Source organism: Candidatus Atelocyanobacterium thalassa isolate ALOHA (genome assembly GCF_000025125.1).
Classification (GTDB): Bacteria; Cyanobacteriota; Cyanobacteriia; order Cyanobacteriales; family Microcystaceae; genus Atelocyanobacterium; species Atelocyanobacterium thalassae.
On the sequence record NC_013771.1, the window covers coordinates 268,650 to 283,873 of the forward strand.

Sequence of the window (15,224 nt, forward strand, 5' to 3'; positions counted from 1 at the left end):
CTAACTTTGCCGTAAAGCTAAATAAAGTTTCCTTCTTGAAATTAAAATTATGGCAAACGATGAGAGTGATCATAGATATACGTTTAACAGTTAGTTTATTACTATTAATAGCTTTAGTTAGCATTAGTGGAACTTTAATAGAGCAAGAGAAAAGCCTTGAATTCTATCAAAAAGCTTATCCTGATTCACCTGCTCTTTTCGGTTTTTTAACATGGAATCTAATCTTACTATTAGGTTTAAATCATGTTTACAGTACTTGGTGGTTTTTATTGTTGTTGGCACTATTTAGCTTAAGTTTAATCTTATGCACTTTTACTCGCCAATGGTCTGCACTAAAAGCTACAAATAAATGGATTTTTTATAAAAAACCACATCAATTTCAGAAATTATTATTGAGTTCAGAATTAAAAGCTAAAAAAATAATCCCCATTATCAATATTTTAAAAGAAAAAAAATATAAAATTTTTCAAGAGAACAATACCATCTATGCTCGTAAAGGAATTCTTGGAAAAATTGGACCTATTGTCGTACATATTGGAATATTGATTACATTGTGCGGGGCAGTTCTTGGTTCTTTAACAGGATTTTTAGAACAAAAAATGGTTGCTAGCGGATCTGAATTTAAAATCAATAGTCATCTTAATCTAGGTCCTTTGTCCACCTTACAGAGTTCTAGAAATTGGAAAGTCCGAGTTAATCGATTTTGGATTGACTATAATTCTAAAGGATCAGTTGATCAATTTTATTCTGATCTATCTATCATAAACGATGATGATGAAGAGTTGAAAAAAGAAACTATTTATGTAAATAAACCATTGCGTTACGATGGGGTTACTATATACCAAACAGACTGGGGAATTTCATCAGCTCAAATTCAAATTGATAATGGTAATATTTTTCAACTTCCTATGGCGTCTTTAGAAAATAATAACCAGTCTAAAATATGGGGTACATGGATACCTTTGAAAAATGATTTAAGCAAAGGGATTTCATTAATTGCTAAAGACTTACAGGGAACCATGATTATTTATGATGAGAATGGCAGTCTTGACAGCGCAGTTAGAATTGGGATGCCATTAGTAATTAATGGCGTGGAACTAAAAGTTCATAAGCTAATAGGAAGTACTGGGTTTCAAATTAAAGCAGATCCAGGAATTCCCCTCGTTTACACTGGTTTCGGCTTATTAATGCTTGGTGTGATTATGAGCTATATATCTCATTCTCAAATTTGGATACTACAAACTAATCACACATGCTTAATAGGCGGGAAGACAAATAGATCCCAAATAACCTTCGAAAAGGAAATTATAGGTATAATTGACTCTCTAGAATGTTCTGAATAGCTTAATTTATTAACCCTAATACAAAAAAGACTCTCTGCTTTTATAGCAGAGAGTTTGCAGTAGATAACTTTTAAAGTAATTATCTATCTATTCTATTTAATAGTTACCTTAGCTCCAGCATCTTCAAGCTGTTTCTTGATACTTTCGGCGTCATCTTTTGTAGTTCCTTCTTTAAGGGACTTAGGAGTTGATTCAACAAGATCTTTTGCTTCTTTAAGTCCTAATCCAGTTATGGTACGGACAACTTTAAGAATAGCTATTTTTTTGTCGCTAGGGAATTCTTCAAGAATAACATCAAATTCTGTTTTTTCTTCTGCAGCTTCTCCAGCACCTGCTGCAGCTGCTACTGGAGCTCCCATCATCATTCCTCCTACAGGTGCAGAAGCACTTACATCAAATACTTCTTCAATCTGCTTAACAAGTTCAGACGCTTCTAAAAGACTTAAGGATTTAAGTTTTTCGATGATTTCATCAGTTATATTAGACATTGTTTAACTCCTAAATATTGTAAAAAAGTTGAATAAGTAAACCAGTTAATAATTAAAATTTATTAACTTTCTTTTTTTGCTGCAACAGCAGCAAACGCACGACCTAAGGAATTTGGTATCTCATTAACACCTCTACCTAAAGAAGTCGGTACTTGATTGATTCCAATGGCAATTTTAGCAGTAATGGAATTGATCAATCCTGCTGCTTGCCCTATAAGCTCTTCTTTAGAAGGCAAGTCAGCAATTGCTTTGACTTGTTCTTCGTTTAGAGTCTGCCCTTGCATTACACCACCACGAAAAGCAGTTTTTTTAGTTTCTTTTTTAAAAGCTTGATAGGCTTTAATTGCACCACCTAAATCTTCTTTCACTAAGATAAAAGCCGATGATCCATTCAGAAAACTAGTTATTGGTTTCCATTTCTCACTACCAATTACTGCTTTTTCCATGAAAGTGTTTTTGGTTACCTTACAGATCGCTCCGCTTGAACGTAAACGATTCCGTAGGTCAGTTATTTCTGCAACAGTTAAACCTTGATAATCAATGACGAAACTTAATTCTGCTTCATCAAGTAATTCCTTCAAGTTAGAAATAACCATTGCTTTGTTTTCTTTTGTTCTTCCCATTATATTCTCACCTCCTTTATTTTTTGGGAAAAAATAAGCCCTAGCATTCTGCCGGGCTGGAGGGTCAAACTTCATAATAATAAAAATTTATTAAGCTTGATCCTTCAGGTTTTACCTCGGCAGGATTATTATGCTATTTGCACCTGCTGTCTTTGATATTAACCAAAGTCTAATTTTCAATTTTAAGATTTTAGATATCTTCTAACTTCAAATCTCGCAAGGCATTGATATCTATTTGAATAGATGGGCCCATAGATGCAGAAACATATACACTACGCCAGTAACGTCCTTTCGCTCCGGAAGGTCTTTGTTTATCGACGGTATCCTGTAAAGCTTTTAGGTTAACTAATAAGTCTTTAGGTGAAAAGGATGCCTTGCCAAATATAACATGAACGATGCCAGTACGATCAGCACGAAATTCCAACTTACCTGATTTAAATTCAGAAATTGCTTTTCCCAAATCAGAGGTAACAGTTCCTCCTTTTGGCGAGGGCATTAGACCACGAGGTCCAAGTGCACGACCAAGTTTTGCAACTTTAGGCATCATATCAGGAGTGGCTATTAAGACCTCAAAATCCATCATACCTTTCTGGATTTCCTCAATAAGTTCTTCTGAACCTACTATATCTGCTCCAGCATTGCTTGCTTCTTGGACTTTTTCGCCTTTCGCTATAACAGCTACTCGGATCGATTGGCCCGTACCATTGGGTAAAGAGACAGTTGTTCTTAACTGTTGATCAGTATACTTAGGATCAATTCCTAAACGTATATGAGCTTCTGCTGATTCATTAAATTTAGCAGTAGCAGTTTCTTTTAACAATTCTAAAGCTTCAATAGGTTGATAAGCTTTTTTTTGATCAATCTTAGCTAACGCTTCTTTAATACGTTTTGAAAGTTTTTTAGACATGTTTTATTTTGGGTATTAGCGAAGTTTTCTTCTCCCCTTAAATTAACTTGATTTCTACTTAATCTTTGATGAGAACGCCCATATTACGAGCAGTTCCTTCAACAATATTCATTGCTGCATCAATATCATTAGCATTAAGATCAGGCATTTTAGTTTGGGCAATATCCTTAAGTTGGTTATAAGTAATACTACCTACTTTTTCCTTATCTGGTTGACTTGAACCTTTTTCGATTCCAGCAGCTTTAAGAATGAGTACTGATGCTGGTGGAGTTTTAAGAACAAAGGTAAAACTACGATCTTCATAGACAGAGATTTCAACAGGAATAATCATTCCTGCTTTATCTGATGTCTTAGCATTATATTCTTTACAAAATGCCATAATATTGACACCACGCTGTCCTAATGCTGGGCCGACAGGAGGTGCAGGATTAGCCTTTCCCGCAGGAAGGGCAAGTTTAATTAAGGCAACAACTTTTTTCGCCATCGCTAATTTTGCTTCTCAACTTGATTAAATTCTAGTTCAACCGGGGTATCTCTTCCAAAAATTGAAAGTAACGCTCTTAGTTTATTCCTTTCAGAACTAACTTCTACCACTTCTCCCTCGAAGTCTTTAAATGGACCCGAAAGTACCACAATTTTGTCACCAACCTCCATATCAATTTTAATGATAGGTTCTGATCGTTCTGTTTGTCTGAAAATTCGTTCTACTTCTGATGGACTAAGGGGAAGAGGTTTTACATGCCCACGTCCTCTACCAGAGGCTCGACGTTGTTCAGATCCAACAAAATTAATTACATTGGGGGTACTTTTTATGACCAACCAAGTATCGTCATCCATAATCATTTTGACTAGTATGTAACCAGGGAATACTTTTTCTTCTCCCTGTTGACGACTACCATCTTTACGAACTTTGATTGTTGGCGCTTTTGGGATCTGGATTTGTAATATATTTCCAGCTGTGTCCAAGGTCTGAACTCGTTGTTCCAAATTACTTTTTACTCGTTTTTCACAACCAGAAGCTACTTGTACAGCATACCAGCGAACAACAGGTTTCTGTACATCTGAAAATTCTTCTAAATCTGATGAAAGATTATAAGTATGATCCATTAAAATACCTTCCCTGATCCCCAAGTAAAGAAATTATCTACGAGATAAATCACGGTTGCTACAAGACTTACCATTAAAATAACAGCAGCAGATTCACTCAATAACTGCTGTCTTGAGGGCCAAACAATCTTAGCCAACTCTTCCCTCGTGTCAATCACGAAGTTTTTTACTTTGGTATCGCCTCTAGCTTGTTTTAAATCTCTTTCAGATTCTTCTTTTCTTGTCACAATGATCTTTTCCCAACATAAAACGACGGTTTTTATTACTGTATTGGTTTCTTAGACTTGGAAACTAGGGAAATTACCCCCATTACACTTGGTATATTAGATATAGACCGAGATACTGTTTCTAATTATTTATTAATTAATTGATAAATAATCTTGTCTTAAAAGAACCGCATACCAATACAGGATCGGAGCGGCGGGATTTGAACCCACGACCCCTACTACCCCAAAGTAGTGCGCTACCAAGCTGCGCTACGCCCCGATATTCACAAAGATGTATTGTACACTTATTATTGTAATAAAAGCAAGCCAAAGTGTTTTTCAGTTTTTAATTACTTATATGTAGTTTTTTGAGATGCTTGAGTAATTAATTTTGCTAGCAACTTTTTAATATAGACCATAAATGAAAAACGATGATCTTCGTATTTCTAATTATAAAAAATCAATTTACGATTAGTAAATAATTTTTCATTTACTAACTAATTTCTATCACTTGTGGTCATATAAATTTAGACTGGAGAAGAATAGGAAAACTAAAAACTTTCAAACTTTCAACAATCAACCTTATTGCTAAATATTTATTTTTAAGTATTTTAGATTAATGATTTTTCAGAGTTTAACCATATAGATTACTCACAACTTTGTTGAATATTTATCAGAAATAGTCTTGAATATTTAAATAAAACTTTTCATCTAGATAAAGACCAAAAAAGTATAAACTTATAAATTAAACCTGTTCTGTTGTAAAAAATATTTTTTACTTAGGAAACAATGCTAACAGGATATTATGTATGAGTTTTCAACTATCTAAAAGTCAAAACTTAAGTACTCTAATACGTAAATAGATAGCTGACAAATATTTAAAAAATAAAGTTAACGATTATTTTAAAATATAATAAATAATTATTAACTTTATTCTTTAATACTATTAATCTCTTACATCACTGATGATTTCTGGCTGATTTAGCTCGTCTGACATTTCGATAATAGCCCGAACTGCTGGTTTCATATGGGCATTATCAATATTATCAAATTCTTCATAACGACGACGCTTTGCTCTAGTAGCAACTTGTACTGTTATACGATAACGATTAGGTGCCGCATCAAGTAGCTCTTGTGAACAGTACATGATTTGGGAAGAATCAAAAGAATATTTTTTTAGCATACTTAATCTAAACCTGAGATCGACCTATAATGTAACATTCCTTCTCGTGATTGACAAACTTTTAATTATGCTATTGTCTATATTATCTACTATGTACTGCAACAAATAAAAATATTAATTTACAGAATAAAAAATGATATTTATCATATAAATGACCTGCATAATGCAACTCAAATTATTCTGTAAAATCAATCAAAATCAATATTTAAATTTTCAAAATTGCAATATCAACAAATATTTTTCTTATTTATGTAAGCTAAAGCCAGCCCTTGATAGCGAGTAAAAATATATGGATATTAAAAAAAATAAAATTTAAGAACTATATTGATACCTAGAAATCAACTAAATAGAATACATACTATATTTACGTACATATCACCCTAGATAGAATAGGTTTATTTAACTATCTAGAGCTTGAAATTAAAGCTAAATGGCTCGATTGTAGTTGTTAATTAAAATATCATTTAGATGAGTACTCTAAATTTTTTCATATATACTGAAGCGATCTTAAATGATTTATGCTATCTTGTGACCATAGTTAAATGCTTTATGAAATCTAATTCTTATATTACTTGGGAAATAATATTATGGTTCAAATGAAAAAAAATAAGATAGATGATACTGTTGTAATTCCTTTTTCTTCAACTAATACAGAGAATTTGTTAACAGAAAAACGCCCTTGGGGATCATTTACAACTTTAGAAGAAGGGCCAGGTTATAAAATCAAAAGAATAGAAGTTAATCCAGGGCACAGACTTAGTCTACAAATGCATTATCATCGTAGCGAGCATTGGATAGTAGTTTCTGGAACAGCTAAGGTAACCTGTGGAGATAAAGAAAAAATTTTAGGTGCAAATGAGTCTACTTATGTACCCCAATGCACCTCGCATCGATTAGAAAATCCAGGGGTAATAAAACTAATTTTAATTGAAGTCCAAAATGGCGAATATTTGGGAGAAGATGATATTGTTCGTTTTCAGGACGATTACTCACGTCATAAATAGTAAATAAAATGTGATATTTTTGCAGTATAAAAAATATTTAAACTATCAACATATCCCATAAAAAAAGGGATCTTTAGATCCCTCAGTGTTATCGATTATAACAATAAGTTAAAATCGTTTTGACAATAATGTACTAGATTACGATTTTTTAGTAAGCTAAACCCATACTCCGACTGGTCTCTGCTCCAAGGTAAACACGAATACTCAAGAAATCAGTAGGGCAAGCTGTTTCACAGCGCTTACAACCTACACAATCTTCTGTACGGGGAGAAGCAGCAATTTCACCTGCTTTACAACCATTCCATGGAACCATCTCTAGTACATCTAGAGGACAGGCGCGGACACACTGAGTACATCCGACGCAGGTATCGTAGATTTTAACTTTATGTGACATTAATTTTGGCTCCTTAACCAAGTGCTCTGTTCTTAAAAAAACAATAGGGCTTTAAAAGTTAGTTTACCGCAGTGATTGAATTTACTGATGCAAATCTTGATAGAACTTTAGATTATTTAATAGTTGAGAAAAGAAAATAAGATATATATATATATTTATAACCTAGTTAATATTAAATATATTTATATGTGGTAGATATTAGGGTATAAATATAAGTTCAGTATTGTTTTCAGATATTACAATTTTTGCGAATAGAAAATCACTTATTAGATTTAGCTTGAGCTTTCTATTTGATTATCATAAGAATCAACTATTTCAACATCAACAGTGTCAACTGACGTAATACAATGAAATTCACCATTTTTAATTTGTAAAGCTTCTCCACAATTAAGGCAATAAGACTCTGTATTTCTAAAACTTGTTAATTCACTATTACATACAGGACAGTGACCATAAACTAAATTATTTTTCAACCACCATTTGAATATTAATAAGGCAATTACAGGAGTTATAATAATAATTCCTAATATCATTAATAATCCATTAATTATCCAACTTAAACCTGCTAAACCCAGCAAGAAAGTTAGTAAAAGTAAGTTTACAAAACAGCCAGGGCTGAAATTTTTCAGCCATAATAGCCTTGAAGAGTAACTATTCATTGTCAAGTATTTATATTTACCTATACTTTCGCCTATTATTACATATATTGCAGATACTAAAGATAATCAAAGTTGAATATCATTAATATAGTTTTAGTTTTATCATATGCTTAAGTATGATAACTACATATTTACCAATAAGAACTAAGTACTTAATCTTTACTTTAATTGAAAATATTGAATTTTAATAAACTAAAATCTTATAATTTTATATATCGAAAAATTACTTATAAGAAATAAGATATTAGACAACATTACTATACTTCGAAAGAATTAATACAAAATGAAAAAGCTATATTTCTTGGTACCGGGGACAGATAAGACTTTTTTTTGTGGTGGACTCGTTGCAGAATTAAAAATTTTAAATTTAGCAAAAGAAATTTGCAATTCAGAGTTGGTAACTTACAGGCAAAGAGAAATAGATACATTGTTTCTAGATGATATTTTAAAACAAGACACTAGAGATATTATTTTTATAATTAGTTGGGGATTCGATATTCCTAAATTGATTAAGAGACTGAAGGGACATAACATAGTATATCATGCTCATAGTAGCGGTTATGGATTCAATATTCCTTCATATATTCCTATAATAACAGTGAGCCACAACACAATGGGATATTGGGGACAGAAAGCACCTCATTCTCCAATTTATTATTTACCGAATCAGATCTCAGATGAATTTTGTAATTTAAATTTAACAAGAGATATCGACGTTTTAGTACAAAAAAGAAAATCATCTAGATATTTGTTAGAACAATTAGTTCCTCGACTAGAAAGTAGATGCAAAGTAGTTTTAATAACAAATTTTGTTGAAGATATTACAAAACTTTTTAATCATTCAAAAGTTTATCTTTATGATTCAGCAGAGTACTGGGGACAACAAAATGTAAGTGAAGGATTTGGCTTACAACCCATGGAAGCCATGGCTTGTGGTTGCCAAGTTTTTTCAAGTTTAAATGGGGGTCTTTCTGACTATTTAGATCCAGAATTTAATTGCCAAAAAATTGCTGTCTATTCCACAGATTATGATGTATTACGCATTCTTAAAGCCATCGACAATCCGAACCCAAATATAGTAAGTGATCCATCCCAAATGCTAATAAATTATCGAAGTAAAAAAATTATTGAACGTTTGGAAGTTATTCTGAATCAAATTAATTTATTTTTTGACCATAAATCTAATTTTGCAAGTGATATTAAAAACTTACAAAAAACGACAAAAATTAAAACCTTGACAAAAAAAGTTTGGAGTAAATTAAAGAGTTACAAGGTTTAACGGATCAAATATCATAACAAAGGACTTAAATGTTTCCATCCTTTTATAACATTACCTTGCATAAGAAGACTTACTCCTTTTAGTAATTGAAATTCTTTTAGGTCAGGATTCTTTTCAAGAGCAAATTTCAACGCTATCTCTGCTTTTTTAGGCTGCCAATCATAAAGATAGACAAAAGCGAGATAAGCATAATGATAGGGATTATCTTGATATGATTTGATTAGTTGTTTTAGAGACTCTATAGTTTTTTCAGAGTTTTCCTGTAAAACTTGAGATAGTATTAATCCATAATTCCAATCTAAGGAAATATCTTCGACGTTTTCCTTTAAACGATAGTCTAATGAAATTTCTGTTTGTTTTAAGTAATCTTGAATAGGATCATATTGATTAAAACGACTAACTTTACTAAAAATCATGTCTAATCCAGATACTCCCTGAGCTAAGTTAGTGGAAGCATATCTCAGTTGAGTACTTAAATCTAATTCAGGTGATGGAATAGATTCGGAACTATTTTTGATAGTTAAAGTTACATTAGGAGTATTAATTGGATAACTTTCATGAGTAACACGATTATAATAAGTTCCTTTAAGAGTATACTCTCCATTCTCTACATCTTTAATGGGGAGCATTGCTATATTTTCTATAACTTTAAATCCTGTTTTCCCTTGATTATTGTTCCATAACGTTCCTTGCCCAATTCCATGATCATGAATCCAAGCTATTTTGTCACTATTCAAGTTTTTATTGTGCCAAGACAATAGAACTATACCTTGTTGTAAATCCTTCCAGTTACCTAACCACTCATACCTAATAGGTATCGGAAATTTTGAAGAAACTACATTAGGAATATTTATTTTATTTAAGATAACTTTATTAATAGACTTATTCAGTTCACTAACTTTAATAGATTCTTCTTTGCGATGGTACAATTTTACTAGTGAGTGATCGGGCATATTCCAAGTTTTTATAACTTTAAATTGAGGATCAATATCTAATTGTTTAGCAAAATTTAATTGATGATCTCTAGTAAATCCCTTGTCACCCGTCTTAGTAAGAAACCACTCAAAAGATTTTTTATCTTGTTCAAGATACTTAATCTTATTTCCTAATTCTCTTCCATAAACTTGAGACCCTAGTAATTGTCCATAATAATTAATATTATTGTGATTGATAGTGTCAGTATTGGCGATAACTCCTAAATTAATAATTTTATTTGGTGTCGTTTCTTGAGCTGTTTTTATAATAGATTCAATAGGTATTGTTTCTCCTATATAAGGATGAAATGTAGTTTTAGAATTTATATATGATAGTGCCTGAATGCCAGGAACAGGAAATAGATTTACTGTCATGAATAAAATACCTGAAACTAAAGTTATCCATTTAGCAAATCTCCATTTCTCTTTCCATAAATTTAAGCAATAGCCTAAAAATATAGCTAGGATTGGTAAGTAAGGCATTATGTATCTGCTATCTTTGTTAAAAATAGCAGAGCAAATCAAGTACGAACCAAAAAAGTAAACTCCTAGCCATTGAAATGATTCTATATATTTCTTATTGCTTACATTATGTTTAGGTTTTAAAAAACGTTCTAATAAATATAAAAACAGTCCTACCAAAGGAATTAAAAGTGTAATAAATCCTATAGCTGATGGTAGATCATGCCAATAGAAAGTCCATGCATCTAAAGTATTTAATGGTGGGTCACCTTCATAAGTGGCAGGGATATCATTAGAGTTACGAATAGTACTAAACAAATAGATCCAATTAGTACTATACCAAGGAAACCATAGAAGACTAGAGGTGAAAAAACTAAAAATTAATTGTACTATCCTTTCCCATTTTTGTTGCCACAAATAACTAATAAACAACCAAAGTAAAGGTACCGTGAGAAAAAACATGGTACTTTGCTTGGTAAGCAAAGCAAGTCCCCAAAATATCCCAAAGACGAATGACCACAACCATTTCTTTGATCTATTATTTTCATATTTCCACATAGTTAGACAGCAAAAAGAAGCTATTGTGAAAGTTACTAAAGGAGTATCTATTAAAAATTGCAACCGATTTTCATATAAACGCGGAAATATAACAGATAAACCAGCACTCCACAACCCAACTTTTGGATTAAATAATACTTTACCAATACTATAAATTGATAATATTAATATAAAACTGTATAAAAAATTAGATAAAAGAGCTTGATCGTTTCCTAAGCCGAATATTTTTTGAGGAAGAGCACCAATGATATATGTTAAAGGGGGATATTTCGTTGATATTTTCCAGAAATTATGCCACCACTCTGAATTCAAGAATTCTGGAGAAGTTAAAATATGGAAATATTCTAAAGATTTATTCAAATGGTTACTTTGATCCCAAGCAGGTATAGATTTATCTAAAGCTAGCCACAAACGATCAAAAAAATTACTTCCTAACCATATCACTCCTAAAATTATCCAAATTCTAATTTTATTTAAAAAAAGTTTTTCAATAGACATAGAATGTAAATTCTTGTTTTTTTATCAAATAGTAAGGTAATTATATATCAAAGTTTTATTTTTCGTAAAAATCAATAAGTAGTCTACATAGAGATTTTTACTATTGGTAAAAATCAAATTTCGAAAACAATTAGAAAAATTAAAAAATACTTTTTACACAGCATATAAATACTTATAAACATAAATAATTTAATAACTTGATAAAATATTTTTTAGCTACAGTTTATTTTTTAAAACTATCGAATATGAGCGTAAATATTACCTGATTAAATTTGTCTAGATTTTTATACAATTTGTTCTTATAAAAGTTTTGAAATTATAGTTATTGAACCAGATTTTTTTAGTATCTAATGATATTCCCAAAAGTTATTAATTTTTTAATTACCTCGGTGATTATTATCAAAATGGATTCTTGTTCCTGCCCACTGTAATTTATCTCTGAGAGTTTGATAGAAAGAGTAATTTTCTCTAAGCACAATAAATTTAGCCATAAAATTTGCCATTCTAACTGAAATCCACTGGCCTGGCCAAATTGAGGTAGCTAAGGAAGCATCAGTCCATAATTTAGTATGTAACTCATAATCTTCTAGAGGCCATATATCTACTACTGAGCCAGGAGGAATTATAATAGGACGACTCGATAGACTTAAAGGACAAATAGGTGTGACTGCAATAGCATCAATTCCAGGATGAATAATAGGACCATTGGCTGAGGCCGTATAGCATGTAGATCCAGTTGGAGTAGCTACTAATAAACCATCTCCTTGATATTGATCCACAATTTCTCCATCTACTTCTATCTCTAATGTAGCAGTAGGCATCCTATCAATACTTGCAGGCTTAATACACATTTCATTAAGACAATAAAAACGTTGACTATTTATTCTAGGAGCATAGCGATCACCTTCAAAAATTCGAGCTTCTAGCATCATACGCTGTAACATTGCATAGCGATCGCTTTGAAGACGATGCCAAACTTGTTCTGTATTTTTAAACAACTCAAAAGGTTCAGTTAAAAATCCCAAATTCCCACCTATATTTATTGCCAATATAGGTATGCCTTCTGGAGCTAATTGTCTCGCTGCAGCTAAAACTGTACCATCCCCGCCTAATATTATAGCAAGATCGATTTTTTCTGAAACGGAGGAGAGGAAGACTGGATAAGGGTTGTCTTTATAACCACTGGGACCCATTAAAACTTTACACTTAAGAGCTTCTAATTGCTTTGCGCAGGTTTGGGCCCAAGCTTTACTGTGATTATCTCCTGCTTTGTGAGCAATAATGACCTGTTTAAGTTCCACTTTTATACACTTAGTAATAATCTTACTTAAATAATTAAGTTTAACTTAAATATTAAGGTGGAATTACAAAAGAATTTATAATACCTTACTTAAAATTTAAGACAAGATGTTTTAAAATAAAATCTGAAAATTGAAAGTTTATAGCATCAACATGCTTGCATTTAATAAAAAATAAAATAGTCTAATATCTTAAAAGTTAGCATTTTAAGACATAACTTATACATAGATTATATTTTTTACTACTTTTAGTTACTGCATACAATAACAACCATTATTAAAGAATCTTGTGTACATTAAAGCAAGGCATATACAGGAAAGAAATATAAGACTTTTGTCAATATTAGTAGAAACAAGTTTTTATAACCAGACAAGAATGTATTATTCGACAAGTCAATTATCTATATTAAGGTCTAAAATATAAAATAGCTATATGATTTTACTGATATTTTTTAGGAGTAAGAAACTTTTTCTCTATGGTTTGAATACAGTAAAAATATTGATCTAAAACAAAGATTGAATTGAGACTAGTTCAATCTTATTTTAATACTGATAAACAATTATTTAGTCTAATGTCTGACACAAGATAGAGTATTGATCTCGAAAAACCAATACCCTATAACTAGATTATTTAAACTTCATAAGGAGCTTTATCTGAAAATTTTAAAGTGACAGGTTCAGGATTAGCCCCGATTTTTCTATCTACTTTACCAGCATAAGAACGTCCTTCTTTTGCTACTTCAGAAGCGACTCCATCAATAGGGTAAAGAAGCTGAGCATTACCATCAGGAAAAACGCGGTAAACTTTGTAGCTCTCAATTATAGGCTCAAATTTTGTTTGCAACTGTTTTCCTAAGGCTAGACATTGTTCTTTGGTTGCAAGATGTAAAAGATTTGCTCCTACATTCATAATTGCTGCTCCACCAGTAGGCATTTCAAAAACCTGTTCTGTTCCGCTACTCCAAGTAATAGCATATTTTTCTTCAAGATATGCGCTAGAAAGTAAACCACCTGTACTACCTCCAAAAATAGGAAGCTTTCCTTTAAGCTTTTCTGCCATGGTACTTTGTTTTCCTTAAAAAGTGTTTTAGGGAATCCTATCATTAAGTTATCCCCTATTCCTCAGATTAGTAAAAAACTGTAATAAATATTCGTTAATTTTTGTATGGAGTTAATTTTGAAACACTAGATTAATGATGAGATTATTATGTACTTCTAGATAGCAAATAGTTCTAAAAGATTAACAGTGAAGCTATTGGAGTTATCTTGATAGAATATTTTGTTAAAGTAACTGAATTGGTAATGATTTTAAGAACCTTTAAAAATCAGATATTTCTGGTAACAGGACAATTTAGAAATCGATTAAATAAAGATCTTAATGCTAATTTTTTGTTTAATAAAGAATTAGAGTATCAATAAAATTAATCCCTAATTCTTTACCAAAATATTTATTTATTTGGGAGAACATAACAGAAGCTGAGATGTATGAGACTTCTTTTCCAAGGATGAGCTTGAATTTCTTTAAGTATAACTTCACCCTTCCAGGAGAGATCGGGAATATCGACATTGATTATCGTTTCATTGACTTTGACATCTCTAAGCATTAATGCAGCTTCTTTCTTATCAACAACTAATTGCATTGATTCAGTACCATTATGTCCATACAAAGTTGTAGGAAGTAGTCCTTCACGACGAAGAGCATTAGGTTTAGTATTTAGAGGTCTTTTTTGACATTGAATTGATAGAGGCATAACACTTAACTCACTATATAGTTGATTTGATTTTTTATAAATAACGACAAAATCTATCGTTAATGGTGAAAATCTTGAAGTAAATATTCTAAAATACTTCATTTTTCTGCGTTTTTTGCAATCTAAGCAAAATTATATAAATAAAATTAGTGAAGTTCAGATAAACAATACTACTACGAAAATAAAGACATACTTAACCATATAATTTATAGATTGGATATATTTTTATATCTTTATCTTCTAATTCATCAATGATACTTAATTTAATAATATCTAAATAGCTTAGTTAATCAATTTTGATTGAGCAATAATTAAAACTTATCACAATATTTACAGCGATACTAACATTTATAGTAATTTTGTCCTTTTAGTTTTATAGTTCTTCTAAAAATCTCTTATTTTTTTGTATTATTGACATCAATAAAAAGTCTCATTATCAATATATATTAATAGTTTGATCGTTTATTCTAAGAAAATTAGTGTAAATATA

Annotated in this window: 16 protein-coding genes, 1 tRNA gene and 1 other annotated feature; of the genes, 3 read left to right on the forward strand and 14 right to left on the reverse strand. The window is 31.1% G+C overall.

What is annotated here, in order from left to right; translation table 11 throughout:
• Positions 1-59: 59 nt before the first annotated feature.
• Positions 60-1,343, forward strand: coding sequence for a cytochrome c biogenesis protein (locus UCYN_RS01135; protein ID WP_407078871.1), 1,284 nt, complete (start codon positions 60-62; stop codon positions 1,341-1,343).
• Positions 1,344-1,435: 92 nt separating this feature from the next.
• Here UCYN_RS01135 and rplL read toward each other — a convergent pair whose 3' ends face one another.
• From rplL to UCYN_RS01175, 8 genes are all read right to left on the reverse strand, one after another.
• Positions 1,436-1,831, reverse strand: a complete 396-nt coding sequence (rplL, locus tag UCYN_RS01140) for a 50S ribosomal protein L7/L12 (protein ID WP_012953656.1) — start codon at positions 1,829-1,831, stop codon at positions 1,436-1,438.
• Between the two features lie 62 nt (positions 1,832-1,893).
• Positions 1,894-2,454 carry a 50S ribosomal protein L10 gene (gene rplJ / locus UCYN_RS01145; protein ID WP_041487813.1) on the reverse strand — a complete coding sequence of 187 codons (561 nt, stop codon included), beginning with the start codon at positions 2,452-2,454 and terminating at the stop codon, positions 1,894-1,896.
• Positions 2,455-2,525: 71 nt separating this feature from the next.
• Positions 2,526-2,628, reverse strand: a sequence feature (ribosomal protein L10 leader region).
• Positions 2,629-2,644: 16 nt separating this feature from the next.
• The gene (rplA, locus tag UCYN_RS01150; RefSeq protein ID WP_012953658.1) at positions 2,645-3,361 is read right to left on the reverse strand and encodes a 50S ribosomal protein L1; all 717 of its coding nucleotides are present in this window, start codon (positions 3,359-3,361) and stop codon (positions 2,645-2,647) included.
• Between the two features lie 58 nt (positions 3,362-3,419).
• Positions 3,420-3,845 carry a 50S ribosomal protein L11 gene (gene rplK / locus UCYN_RS01155; RefSeq protein WP_012953659.1) on the reverse strand — a complete coding sequence of 142 codons (426 nt, stop codon included), beginning with the start codon at positions 3,843-3,845 and terminating at the stop codon, positions 3,420-3,422.
• A 2-nt stretch (positions 3,846-3,847) separates the two neighbouring features.
• The gene (nusG, locus tag UCYN_RS01160; protein WP_012953660.1) at positions 3,848-4,468 is read right to left on the reverse strand and encodes a transcription termination/antitermination protein NusG; all 621 of its coding nucleotides are present in this window, start codon (positions 4,466-4,468) and stop codon (positions 3,848-3,850) included.
• Positions 4,468-4,695 (reverse strand): preprotein translocase subunit SecE, encoded by a 228-nt coding sequence (gene secE, locus UCYN_RS01165; protein WP_012953661.1) that lies wholly within the window; start codon positions 4,693-4,695, stop codon positions 4,468-4,470. The genes nusG and secE overlap by 1 nt, the downstream gene beginning before the upstream one ends.
• 185 nt (positions 4,696-4,880) lie before the next feature.
• Positions 4,881-4,954, reverse strand: a tRNA-Pro gene (locus UCYN_RS01170).
• 666 nt (positions 4,955-5,620) lie between these two features.
• Positions 5,621-5,857, reverse strand: coding sequence for a DNA-directed RNA polymerase subunit omega (locus UCYN_RS01175; protein ID WP_012953662.1), 237 nt, complete (start codon positions 5,855-5,857; stop codon positions 5,621-5,623).
• Positions 5,858-6,444: 587 nt separating this feature from the next.
• Here UCYN_RS01175 and UCYN_RS01180 point away from each other — a divergent pair.
• Positions 6,445-6,861, forward strand: coding sequence for a phosphomannose isomerase type II C-terminal cupin domain (locus UCYN_RS01180; RefSeq protein ID WP_012953663.1), 417 nt, complete (start codon positions 6,445-6,447; stop codon positions 6,859-6,861).
• Positions 6,862-7,009: 148 nt separating this feature from the next.
• Here the strand turns inward: UCYN_RS01180 and psaC are convergent, their stop codons facing one another.
• Both psaC and UCYN_RS01190 read right to left on the reverse strand, forming a co-directional pair.
• A complete protein-coding gene (gene psaC / locus UCYN_RS01185) occupies positions 7,010-7,255 on the reverse strand; it encodes a photosystem I iron-sulfur center protein PsaC (protein WP_041487715.1) in 246 nt (81 codons plus the stop codon).
• A 272-nt stretch (positions 7,256-7,527) separates the two neighbouring features.
• Positions 7,528-7,914, reverse strand: coding sequence for a hypothetical protein (locus UCYN_RS01190; RefSeq protein ID WP_012953665.1), 387 nt, complete (start codon positions 7,912-7,914; stop codon positions 7,528-7,530).
• A gap of 283 nt (positions 7,915-8,197) precedes the next feature.
• On the opposite strand from UCYN_RS01190, the gene UCYN_RS01195 reads away from it, so the two are divergent.
• Positions 8,198-9,193, forward strand: coding sequence for a glycosyltransferase (locus tag UCYN_RS01195; RefSeq protein WP_012953666.1), 996 nt, complete (start codon positions 8,198-8,200; stop codon positions 9,191-9,193).
• 11 nt (positions 9,194-9,204) lie between these two features.
• Here UCYN_RS01195 and UCYN_RS01200 read toward each other — a convergent pair whose 3' ends face one another.
• The 4 genes from UCYN_RS01200 to rplY all read right to left on the reverse strand — a co-directional run bounded on the left by UCYN_RS01200 (position 9,205) and on the right by rplY (position 14,734).
• Positions 9,205-11,685 carry a phospholipid carrier-dependent glycosyltransferase gene (locus UCYN_RS01200; protein WP_012953667.1) on the reverse strand — a complete coding sequence of 827 codons (2,481 nt, stop codon included), beginning with the start codon at positions 11,683-11,685 and terminating at the stop codon, positions 9,205-9,207.
• A gap of 377 nt (positions 11,686-12,062) precedes the next feature.
• Positions 12,063-12,986, reverse strand: a complete 924-nt coding sequence (locus UCYN_RS01205) for an NAD(+) kinase (protein WP_012953668.1) — start codon at positions 12,984-12,986, stop codon at positions 12,063-12,065.
• 628 nt (positions 12,987-13,614) lie between these two features.
• Positions 13,615-14,043 carry a photosystem I reaction center subunit II PsaD gene (locus UCYN_RS01210; protein WP_012953669.1) on the reverse strand — a complete coding sequence of 143 codons (429 nt, stop codon included), beginning with the start codon at positions 14,041-14,043 and terminating at the stop codon, positions 13,615-13,617.
• 388 nt (positions 14,044-14,431) lie between these two features.
• A complete protein-coding gene (gene rplY / locus UCYN_RS01215) occupies positions 14,432-14,734 on the reverse strand; it encodes a 50S ribosomal protein L25 (RefSeq protein WP_041487814.1) in 303 nt (100 codons plus the stop codon).
• Between the last annotated feature and the right edge of the window lie 490 nt (positions 14,735-15,224).

Bases quoted from the DNA above. Each gene is read 5' to 3' on its own strand.
- UCYN_RS01135 (WP_407078871.1), top strand. From the start codon at position 60: ATGAGAGTGATCATAGATATACGTTTAACAGTTAGTTTATTACTATTA.
- rplL (WP_012953656.1), bottom strand. From the start codon at position 1,831: ATGTCTAATATAACTGATGAAATCATCGAAAAACTTAAATCCTTAAGT.
- rplJ (WP_041487813.1), bottom strand. From the start codon at position 2,454: ATGGGAAGAACAAAAGAAAACAAAGCAATGGTTATTTCTAACTTGAAG.
- rplA (WP_012953658.1), bottom strand. From the start codon at position 3,361: ATGTCTAAAAAACTTTCAAAACGTATTAAAGAAGCGTTAGCTAAGATT.
- rplK (WP_012953659.1), bottom strand. From the start codon at position 3,845: ATGGCGAAAAAAGTTGTTGCCTTAATTAAACTTGCCCTTCCTGCGGGA.
- nusG (WP_012953660.1), bottom strand. From the start codon at position 4,468: ATGGATCATACTTATAATCTTTCATCAGATTTAGAAGAATTTTCAGAT.
- UCYN_RS01175 (WP_012953662.1), bottom strand. From the start codon at position 5,857: ATGCTAAAAAAATATTCTTTTGATTCTTCCCAAATCATGTACTGTTCA.
- UCYN_RS01180 (WP_012953663.1), top strand. From the start codon at position 6,445: ATGGTTCAAATGAAAAAAAATAAGATAGATGATACTGTTGTAATTCCT.
- psaC (WP_041487715.1), bottom strand. From the start codon at position 7,255: ATGTCACATAAAGTTAAAATCTACGATACCTGCGTCGGATGTACTCAG.
- UCYN_RS01190 (WP_012953665.1), bottom strand. From the start codon at position 7,914: ATGAATAGTTACTCTTCAAGGCTATTATGGCTGAAAAATTTCAGCCCT.
- UCYN_RS01195 (WP_012953666.1), top strand. From the start codon at position 8,198: ATGAAAAAGCTATATTTCTTGGTACCGGGGACAGATAAGACTTTTTTT.
- UCYN_RS01200 (WP_012953667.1), bottom strand. From the start codon at position 11,685: ATGTCTATTGAAAAACTTTTTTTAAATAAAATTAGAATTTGGATAATT.
- UCYN_RS01210 (WP_012953669.1), bottom strand. From the start codon at position 14,043: ATGGCAGAAAAGCTTAAAGGAAAGCTTCCTATTTTTGGAGGTAGTACA.
- rplY (WP_041487814.1), bottom strand. From the start codon at position 14,734: ATGCCTCTATCAATTCAATGTCAAAAAAGACCTCTAAATACTAAACCT.